General features: G+C 52.1%; 8 protein-coding genes. 2 read left to right on the forward strand and 6 right to left on the reverse strand.

The features are described 5' to 3' along the window. The first annotated feature begins 12 nt into the window (after window positions 1-12). On the forward strand, window positions 13-216 hold the full coding sequence (locus L3J94_09110) for an SAP domain-containing protein (GenBank protein MCF6218896.1): 204 nt from the start codon (window positions 13-15) through the stop codon (window positions 214-216). Window positions 217-403: 187 nt separating this feature from the next. Here L3J94_09110 and L3J94_09115 read toward each other — a convergent pair whose 3' ends face one another. Genes L3J94_09115 through L3J94_09140 form a run of 6 tightly spaced genes read right to left on the reverse strand, consistent with a single transcriptional unit; the run spans window position 404 to window position 5,192 of the window. Continuing rightward, window positions 404-634: a VF530 family protein gene (locus L3J94_09115; protein ID MCF6218897.1), complete on the reverse strand. Its 231-nt coding sequence runs from the start codon at window positions 632-634 to the stop codon at window positions 404-406. Then, a complete protein-coding gene (locus L3J94_09120) occupies window positions 627-896 on the reverse strand; it encodes an RNA-binding protein (GenBank protein ID MCF6218898.1) in 270 nt (89 codons plus the stop codon). The genes L3J94_09115 and L3J94_09120 overlap by 8 nt, the downstream gene beginning before the upstream one ends. 56 nt (window positions 897-952) lie before the next feature. Next, window positions 953-2,152: an ABC transporter permease gene (locus L3J94_09125; protein MCF6218899.1), complete on the reverse strand. Its 1,200-nt coding sequence runs from the start codon at window positions 2,150-2,152 to the stop codon at window positions 953-955. A gap of 1 nt (window position 2,153) precedes the next feature. Beyond that, window positions 2,154-3,395 carry an ABC transporter permease gene (locus tag L3J94_09130; protein MCF6218900.1) on the reverse strand — a complete coding sequence of 414 codons (1,242 nt, stop codon included), beginning with the start codon at window positions 3,393-3,395 and terminating at the stop codon, window positions 2,154-2,156. After that, the gene (locus tag L3J94_09135; protein ID MCF6218901.1) at window positions 3,364-4,038 is read right to left on the reverse strand and encodes an ABC transporter ATP-binding protein; all 675 of its coding nucleotides are present in this window, start codon (window positions 4,036-4,038) and stop codon (window positions 3,364-3,366) included. The genes L3J94_09130 and L3J94_09135 overlap by 32 nt, the downstream gene beginning before the upstream one ends. Window positions 4,039-4,049: 11 nt before the next feature. Continuing rightward, window positions 4,050-5,192, reverse strand: a complete 1,143-nt coding sequence (locus L3J94_09140; GenBank protein MCF6218902.1) for an efflux RND transporter periplasmic adaptor subunit — start codon at window positions 5,190-5,192, stop codon at window positions 4,050-4,052. 276 nt (window positions 5,193-5,468) lie between these two features. On the opposite strand from L3J94_09140, the gene L3J94_09145 reads away from it, so the two are divergent. Next, entirely contained in the window at window positions 5,469-5,876 is a 408-nt protein-coding gene (locus L3J94_09145) for a response regulator (GenBank protein ID MCF6218903.1), read from the forward strand. Window positions 5,877-6,000 lie beyond the last annotated feature (124 nt).

Below are 6,000 nucleotides of genomic sequence, written 5' to 3' on the forward strand. Positions count from 1 at the left end.
AGGGGGAACAGCATGAAAATGCCGCAAGTACGTAAAATCGCCAAACAACGTGGTTTAACGGTGGGTAAGCTGAAAAAGTTTGAGCTGATCCGCATGATTCAGTCTCATGAGGGTAATCATCCCTGCTATGCCACCGATGCGGATGGTGTGTGTAGAGAGCGCTCCTGTCTGTGGATTGACGACTGTTCCGGCATGGCGAAAAAGAGGGTTGGTTGAGGAGCCTCTGAACAGGTCATGAATATTTTATGCTGGCTGAAATCATCTTCATTTATTTATCCTGGATAAGGGTATCAGCAAGGCTTAACGGTTACTGCGCACTGAGTGCCTGGTTTTCTAACGTAAAGCGGGCCGCACGATAGCTAATCGAGCGACTTCACCGCCTCAAACGGGGTGGTGAAGTGTTTTAGGTATCAGTGGGCCAGTGGGTTTTTAGGTAGAGGTTCTCTACTTTTTCTCTTGCCCAAGCTGTTTTGCGTAAAAACTTTAGGCTGGAGTTGATGCTGGGGTCTTTGCTGAAACATTTGATGTTAATGCGGTGTGCTAGTGCGTCCCAGCCGTACTTTTCAACCAGCTGGGTGACGACTTTTTTTAGCGTGATACCGTGCAGAGGATCTTGTTTGGGTGAGTCACCCATTGGATGTGCCTTCATCGGTCGGTTTTGGTTCTGCTTTTTTAACGCGGATTTTTTGGCCCTCAATATCTTTGTAGTTAAGCGCTTTCATGGCGGCTTTCCCTTCTCCTGGTTTTGGCATCTCAACAAAGCCGAAGCCTTTTGAGCGACCGCTCACTGTGTCCATTACCAAGGTGCAGGATTGAACGGTGCCGTGCACTTCGAATAGCGTGCGAAGGGTCTCTTCTGTGGTGGTGCGCGAGAGGTTGCGAATCAGTAGTTTCATGGGTTTTCCGTCTGTTTATTGAGAAAGGATTATAACTGAGCAGGCCACACTAACAACTATTCTGTTCTTAGTGCTTCCACCGGGTCGAGTCTGGCGGCGTGTCGTGCGGGCAGCACCCCGGCAATCAGGCCGATGAAGGCAGAGAGCAGTATTGAAGCGATCACATAGCTCCAGGCGATATTGACCGGCAGTGCCGGTAGTAGCCAACTAAGCAGGAGTGCCGAGCCAAGGCCAATGCCGAGCCCGAGGATGCCGCCAACAAGTGCTAATAGAATCGCTTCGCCCAAAAATAGAGTAAGAATTTGCCGTCGTCGTGCACCGAGGGCGCGTAACAGGCCAACCTCTGAGGTGCGTTCGTTGACCGCAATGGTCATGATGGTGAGCACGCCGATAGCGCCTACCAGTAGTGAAATTGAGCCGATCACCGCCACTGCAAAGGTGAGGGTGTTGAGTATTGAGCCAAGCACCTCCAGCATCTCTTGTTGGGTGATGATGGTGAAGTCTTCCCGGCGATGGCGCTGTTTCAGGGTTTTGCTGATTTCTGCAGTGAGCTCATCAATGTCGGCAGCTGGGTGGTAGAGGAGGTCGATCTCCATCAAGCTTTCACGGTTAAACATTGCCAGCGCTTTAGCGGCGGGAATGTAGACAGCATCATCCATGTCGAAACCCAATATCTGCCCTTTTGATGCCATTACGCCAATAACACGATAGCGTTCATTGGCTATTTTTACGCGCTCACCTACGGGGTTCTGGTTGGGGAATATTTCATTGGCGACCTTATGCCCGAGCACCACAAATGATCGTGCACTGCGTGAATCATCGGGGGGAAGGAACTGCCCAAGGCTGATCTCAAGGCTCCACACCTCCCGGGTGGCAGCACCCACACCCAAGATGGTGGTATCACGTGCCAGGGGGGCGGCCTCCACTTTTGCCGCACCTTGCACGACCGGTACTGAGGCGATGATATGGGGGATTCGCAGGAGTGCTTCGGCATCTTCGATGGTCAGGGGGCGGGTATTGGCAAATGTGCTGGTTGATCCGCCGTGGGTTTCACTCTTGCCGGGGGTAATGCCGATGATGTGTGTGCCAAACTGGGTGAATTCAGAGAGTACGAAGCGGTGAATGCCCTCGCCGATGGCTGTCAATAGCACCACCGAGGCGATACCGATGGCGATACCCAGTGTGGTCAGTATTGAACGGGTTCGGTAACTGAATACGGAACTGAGCGAGAGGCGGAGTAGGTCGGAGAGTTTCATGTTAACGCCTCGCCAATGCGGTGACCGGGTCCAGTTGTGCCGCATGTTTGGCGGGTAGTACACCAAATAGAATGCCACTGCCTAGGCAGATACCCAGGGCGGCGCCAATTACCCAGCCTGGCGGGGCGATGGGCAAGGTGGGGTAGAGCTGCGCCAATAGCTCCGAAACCCCGATGCCAAGTGCAATGCCAATTAAGCCACCCAGTAGTGACAGCAGCGCTGCTTCACTGATAAACAGCCACAGGATCTGCCTTGACGAGGCTCCCACTGCTTTGAGTAGACCAATTTCGGCACGACGCTGGCTAACGGAGATCAGCATCACGTTCATGATCAAGACCCCGGCCACCAGCAGGCTGACGCTGGCGATTCCGGCGACGCTCATGGTGAGTGCGCCCAAAATACGGTCGAAGGCATTCAATACGGCATCCTGTGTGATCACCGTAACATCCTCTTCGCCATCATGACGCTTGGTGATCAATGCCACTGTGTCGTCGCGTACCTGTTCAATGTTTTCACGATTACGTGTGTGAATTAGAATGCGAAATAGTGAAGGGGTGTTAAACAACTGCTGCGCCGATGCAACCGGAATAATGACGATTTCATCCCGATTGATACCCATTGCAGTGCCTGCTGAACGGGTCACGCCAATCACACGAAAGCGGTAATTTTCGATACGGATCCACTCGCCTAGCGCCGGTTGAGTGCCGAACAGCTCTTCACGTATTTTGGCACCGATAACCGCCACCGGGCTGGTTTTTCGCGGGTCGATATCGGGAAGGAATTCGCCCTCTGCCAGCTCGATGTCCTGGATGGCAGCCAGTGCATGGTTGCTACCAAAAATGGTGGTTTCCCGTTCACGCCGTCGCCAGTCGATGGGAGCACTACCCACATTGATAGGTGCAATATGGGTGATGCCGGGAATGCGTTTCAGCGCCATGGCATCTTCGATGGTAAGGTCGTTAGGTGCTTCGCCTACTACGGGTGGTAAGGCTCCTGTGGTCTCGGCTTTGCCCGGGAATACAATGATTAGATTGGTGCCCATGGAGCTGAATTCGTTGATAACATAGTTGCGGGCACCTTCACCCAGCGAGGTGAGGATAACGACAGAGGCGACACCAATGGCAGTGGCCAGCAGCATCAGGCTGAGGCGCAGCCGATGGGCACGAAAGGTGGTGAGAGTGTAGTTGAGGGTATCAGTAAGTGTCATGGCATCACCGGCGTAGATGTTCGGTGATCTGTCCATCGACAATACGAATCTGCTCGTGGGCGCGTGCGCCTAATTCAGGGTCGTGGGTGACCATGATCAGGGTGATGCCACCACTATTGAGCCGTTCAATGATTTCCATCACTTCGTGGCCATTTGCACGGTCCAGGTTACCGGTGGGTTCATCGGCAAGGATGATTTTGGGTTGCATGATGGTGGCGCGGGCAATGGCGACACGTTGGCGCTGCCCCCCTGAGAGTTGGTCGGGGCGATGCTCTGCACGGTCAGTAATACGGTAATCAGAGAGTAATTTGTTGGCACGTTGGTGGCGCTCGGTGGGCTCGATACCGGCTAGCAGCATCGGTAGCTCAATATTTTCCCGTGCAGTCAGGCGAGGTACCAGGTGGAAAAATTGAAACACAAAGCCGATCTGCTCTCGGCGTACCGTAGCTTGCTCATCATCACTGAGTGCGGTGGTTTCGCGGCCATTGAGTAGGTACTCTCCTGCGGTTGGTCGGTCGAGTAAGCCAATCATATTGAGCAGGGTAGATTTGCCAGATCCGGAAGGCCCCATTATCGCCATATACCCCCCTTGCTCAATGGTGAGGTCGATATGGTCAAGTGCTTTGACGCGTTGTTCACCCACCTGGAAGTGGCGCGCAATTCCGTTGAGTTGGATGATTGGCGACACGGTCAGTCTGCCTTGGCCATAGGTTGTACCGGCATCTCTTCTTTCAGTTCGATGTTGCCACTGGGTAGAATAATCTGCTCGCCTTCGCTAAGCCCGCTGATGACCTCGCTGGTTTGCCAGTTGCTGAGTCCGATCTCCAGTGGCCGCTTCTCCAGCTTACCCTCAACATAGAGCCATACATTGTCATCACGCAGCAGTGCCGTGTTAGGAATCCAAAGCGTGTCAGTGTGGCGCTTGAGAATAACTTCTACATCGGTTGAGTAGCCCGGCAGCATCTGCTGTTCAATTTTTGGATCACTAAATTCAACTTCGACCTCAACGGTGCGAGCCTGCTTTTCCAGGTCGAGAACATACGGGGCAATCCGGCGCACGGTGCCGCTAAAAGTCTCCCCCGGAAAGGCATCTAGAGTGATTTTGGCTTGCATACCTGCCTGTACCGCAGGGGCATCAATTTCATCAATGGGTGCTGAGATGTAGAGGCAGCCCTTCTCGATAATATCGATACTGCCACCCCTAACACCCTCTGTGGAGAGTGGCGCGAGCACCTCACCTAATTCGGCATGCACTTCGGCTATGACTCCATCAAAAGGTGCGTTGAGCGAGGTGCGTTGCAGCGCGGCCTCAGCTACCTGGCGCTGAGCCTTGGCCACCTCCACAGAGGCATTGGCGGCACGACAGGAGGCATCACGGGCGATGGCATTATTTTGTGCTTGGTCATAACTCTCCTCAGATGAAAGTCCTTTGCGCTGTAACGTTTTGATGCGCTCCGCATCACGCTGTGACAGCTCAGCGATAACACACACCTCATCAGCTTGCGCTTTGGCCGCATTAGCTTGGCTGTGGGTGAGCCTTAGCTGTGCCGCCAGATCATCACTCCACAGAGATAACAACGGTTGACCCGCTTTAACGTTATCACCCTTTTTGACCCGCAGCTGATCGACGCGGCCACTGATAATAGGGGCGATATGGCTGCGTCGACAAGCCATAATCGTACCGGTACGGGTGTTGGCAATAGTGGATTCAACGCTGCCAGAGGTGACGGTGTGGAGGTTAACCTCCACCGGGGGAGTGCGGTTTATCCACCAGAGTGCGACCGCGATTAAACCGATGATGCCAATGTATATTAAACGACGAGATAAACGCACACTACTCCCTCTTGATTATCCGAATAATTCATAATCGCTGACACGGAACCCTCTCGAAAATTTTCCTGAAAAATCTAAACACGCTGAATAGTGACAATAAATTAAGATACTCGAGCTCAGTTCTGAGGGTAAATTAATTGTATGCCTAAATCAGCTTTTCTGCTGACATAAAGCAGATGTATGTGTGCTGATATGTGTAGGCGATTATTTTGATGAAGTATGAGGCTTTTGATGCCGATACTGTTGTTGAATGTTCGACTAATTGGGGGTAGGTAAATGGCTACACAGGAGTTTGATTTTGCCACGGGTAAGGTGGTGGATGTGGCTTGTCGGCAGCTGATGGTTCTGAGTGGCTGTGAAGAGACCAGCGAGCGGGTTGAGACGTATGCAAGGGGGAACCGCTATAAGTTTTTGGGGAAATCAGCTGATTTACGCCAAGCGCTTGAGTTGGTGAGAAAATTTAAGCGAGGCCTGTTTTTTCTGGATGCGGATACCCAGGGGGTGGATGCACTCTCCTTAATCAAGGTTTTAACTGATAAAGCACCGTTGTTTAAGGTGATTTTGATGAGCCAATCACCGACGAAAGCGCTGTTAAGTGAGGGGCGTGAAGCGGGCGCGGCGGGTTTTTTGGCAAAGCCACTGAAGATTGATGTCATGGAGAAGACCATAAAGCAGATCACCTAGACTTTATGTATTAACTCGCCACCAGCTTAATTATCCATAATATGGATTGTTGGCGAGTAAATACATAAAGTCCGATGGTATTAGACAATCATTATTCCAGAAAAAAAGACTTCTGGAATAATGA

The sequence above is a fragment of the Gammaproteobacteria bacterium genome (assembly GCA_021647245.1).
Lineage (GTDB): Bacteria > Pseudomonadota > Gammaproteobacteria > RBG-16-57-12 > RBG-16-57-12 > JAFLJP01.

Bases quoted from the DNA above. Each gene is read 5' to 3' on its own strand.
- L3J94_09125 (MCF6218899.1), bottom strand. From the start codon at position 2,152: ATGAAACTCTCCGACCTACTCCGCCTCTCGCTCAGTTCCGTATTCAGT.
- L3J94_09130 (MCF6218900.1), bottom strand. From the start codon at position 3,395: ATGGACAGATCACCGAACATCTACGCCGGTGATGCCATGACACTTACT.
- L3J94_09145 (MCF6218903.1), top strand. From the start codon at position 5,469: ATGGCTACACAGGAGTTTGATTTTGCCACGGGTAAGGTGGTGGATGTG.
- L3J94_09120 (MCF6218898.1), bottom strand. From the start codon at position 896: ATGAAACTACTGATTCGCAACCTCTCGCGCACCACCACAGAAGAGACC.
- L3J94_09110 (MCF6218896.1), top strand. From the start codon at position 13: ATGAAAATGCCGCAAGTACGTAAAATCGCCAAACAACGTGGTTTAACG.
- L3J94_09115 (MCF6218897.1), bottom strand. From the start codon at position 634: ATGGGTGACTCACCCAAACAAGATCCTCTGCACGGTATCACGCTAAAA.